At 68.2% G+C, this 2,384-nt stretch carries 4 protein-coding genes; all 4 read right to left on the bottom strand.

The window, feature by feature from the left end; translation table 11 throughout:
• Window positions 1-639, bottom strand: a 639-nt coding sequence (locus tag AC1D01_RS30480) for a hypothetical protein (protein WP_477873100.1), incomplete at its 3' end; no start/stop codon positions are given.
• Between the two features lies 1 nt (window position 640).
• Window positions 641-1,144, bottom strand: a complete 504-nt coding sequence (locus AC1D01_RS30485) for an NlpC/P60 family protein (protein WP_477873102.1) — start codon at window positions 1,142-1,144, stop codon at window positions 641-643.
• A gap of 5 nt (window positions 1,145-1,149) precedes the next feature.
• Window positions 1,150-2,082, bottom strand: a complete 933-nt coding sequence (locus AC1D01_RS30490; protein ID WP_477873104.1) for a DUF2163 domain-containing protein — start codon at window positions 2,080-2,082, stop codon at window positions 1,150-1,152.
• Window positions 2,083-2,092: 10 nt separating this feature from the next.
• Window positions 2,093-2,384: DUF2460 domain-containing protein (locus AC1D01_RS30495; RefSeq protein ID WP_477873106.1), on the bottom strand; the 292-nt coding region annotated here is incomplete at its 5' end.

Below are 2,384 nucleotides of genomic sequence, written 5' to 3' on the forward strand. Positions count from 1 at the left end.
GACCGACCACGGCGCCTGGCCGAGCGCGCCGGTCTTGAAGCTGAGGCCCAGTTCGTCCAGCGCGCTCTGCTTCGTGCCGGCGGTGACGACCAGGTAGTCGATCGTCACCGCCATGCCGCGGTACTTGTCGTTCAGGATCTTGACGACGGCGAGCTCGCCCTCGGTGTCGACCGAGTAGTCCACGCCGTTGGCGAGCTGCGACTTCAGGAAGAAAAGCGGGACGTACACCGCCTGGATCGACGCGAACGCGGCATCGAGCGTGGTCGACATCGGACCGCCGCCCGGCACAGCGTAGATCTTGCGCACCGAGGCGAACTGGTCGCCGCGGATCCCTCCGTTGTAGAGCTTCTTGCCGCGCCAGATCCGCGGCACGCCGTTCATCTGGCCGTGACACAGGCCCATCATCACGGACGCGCTGTAGGTGTACGTCGTGCTCTCGGACGTGACCCCGCCGCCGCCTTTGCCTGCGGACTGACTGGTGGTGTGCGGGACCGCCTTGAAGTCGCCGTACCAGATCAGGTTCCCGCTGATCTGGTTCACGCCGTAGACGACGGGGATCGTCACGCCCTGCGCGCTGCTCTGCAGCTTCAGCGCTTCGATGCGGGTTTCGCTGCTGGAGATCGTGGTGCGGCCGCCCATGTCAGGCCTCCACTGGGGTGTGTGCAGGCGCCTGCACAGCGCTCATCACCGACACATCGGCAGCCGGCCACAGCGTCCAGAACTGCACCGGTCGGCCGGCGAGCGGCGCCTCGTCGAGCCGCGTCAGGATCACCGCCTGATGGACGTACGCGTGCAGCACCATGTGCCGGTCGACCAGCACACCGCCGTGACTGAAGGTGCGACCGAAGCGGAACAGCGCCACGTCGCCGGCCTGCGGCTGCTCGGTGCGCACGGCACCGACGCGTTCGAGCCATTGCACGTACAGCTCCTCGCTGCGATGCAGGTGCCAGGCGGTGCTGTATGTGCCCGGGTCGATCGGCGCCGTCACGTCGGCGGCCTCGTAGATCGCGCACAGGCTCTGCCCGCAGTCGACGCCCACACCCTTCAGGCGACCGTGGTGGTGGTACGGCGTGCCCAGCCAGGTCAGTGCCTCGCCGATCACCGCCTGGCGTTGTTGAGCTTCGATCGGTTCGTTCAGGGTCATAGGGCTCACATCACCGTCTCGGCGGCCGGCACGTAGGGCTTGCCGCGGAAACGGATCACGTTGTTGAACTTGGCTTTGCAGATGCTCTGGGTCTTGTCGCAGCCGGGGTAGATCGCGAAGCTGTCGCCCGGCGCGATCGGGAATGGGAACGGCTGCAGCACGGTGATCTCRTTGCCGGYGCTGCCGCCAGTGCCCGCGATGTGGCGCTTCACAGTGCGGCCGATGCCGGTGTTCGGCCCGGTCAGGAAGCGCACGACGCCGAGGTCGAAGTAGCCAGCAGCCTGGCCGAGCCCRTGCCCGAAGCGCGTGCGCGTGGCATCGCTCGCGGTGTTGGCGACGCTGGTCACSGTCTTCGCATCGCGGTTCACGCCRCAGGCMGCGTCGTAGAGCGTGTTCGAGCAGCCMGGCTGRTASACCTCGGCSGGCACCATCACGTCGAGCTGCTCGGTGTCGCTCTTGATGCTGAGCTGCTGCTGCGTGCGGTCACCCTGCGTCGYCGCGACCCGRCCGGTGAACCACACCAGCGTGCCGGCGATCGGCGGGTTCAGGCTCGCCATGTCCAYCGCSGGCAGGAAGGCGCGCTCCAGCTGCAGCCGCGCGTGCTCGAAGCCGCCGCGTGCGATRTAGGCCAGCAGCGGCGTGCCGTTGAGCTGCATCGCCCGCTCYTCGCTGTCGAGGTCCGCCGSCAGCTCGTAGACSGTCACRTCCAGGCTGTCGACCTCGATGCCGACGCTCAGCCGSGTGCGRCTGCGRCGCAGGCCCGGCCCGAGCGACCAGGTCGTKCCGTTGACCRTGATSGCCTGGTCGGCACTCGTCCARCGCAGCACCAGGCCGCCCGGCAGCGTGAAGGTGTAGAGGTCGATGCAGCCGAGCTCGAGCTCGGAGTTCAGCAGTTCGGCCAGCGCGCCAGGCGCCTTCTCCCAGGACGGTGTTCTCATCGTCGGGTGCTCAGGGCTTCACCGTGATCAGCTCGACGCTGCGCGCTTCCCACAGCTGCCGCAGGAACTGAGACACCTCGGTCTCGTCCTGCTTGAAGCGCACGCGCCAGTAGAAGTGCCCGGCCCAGGTCACCGGCAGGCCGGTCGCCACCGGCACGTTGAAGGTCAGCACGCCGCTCGGCCCGATGTCGTAGGTTCTCGGGTCGGCGAGCGCGCCGCCCAGGAAGACGCGGGCGTCATCCGCCGCGGCATAGACGGGCTCGACCATGCCGCCCCAGGTGCGCACGAGCTGGAACTTGCGG

The organism is Rhizobacter sp. P3_B12, assembly GCF_056402895.1.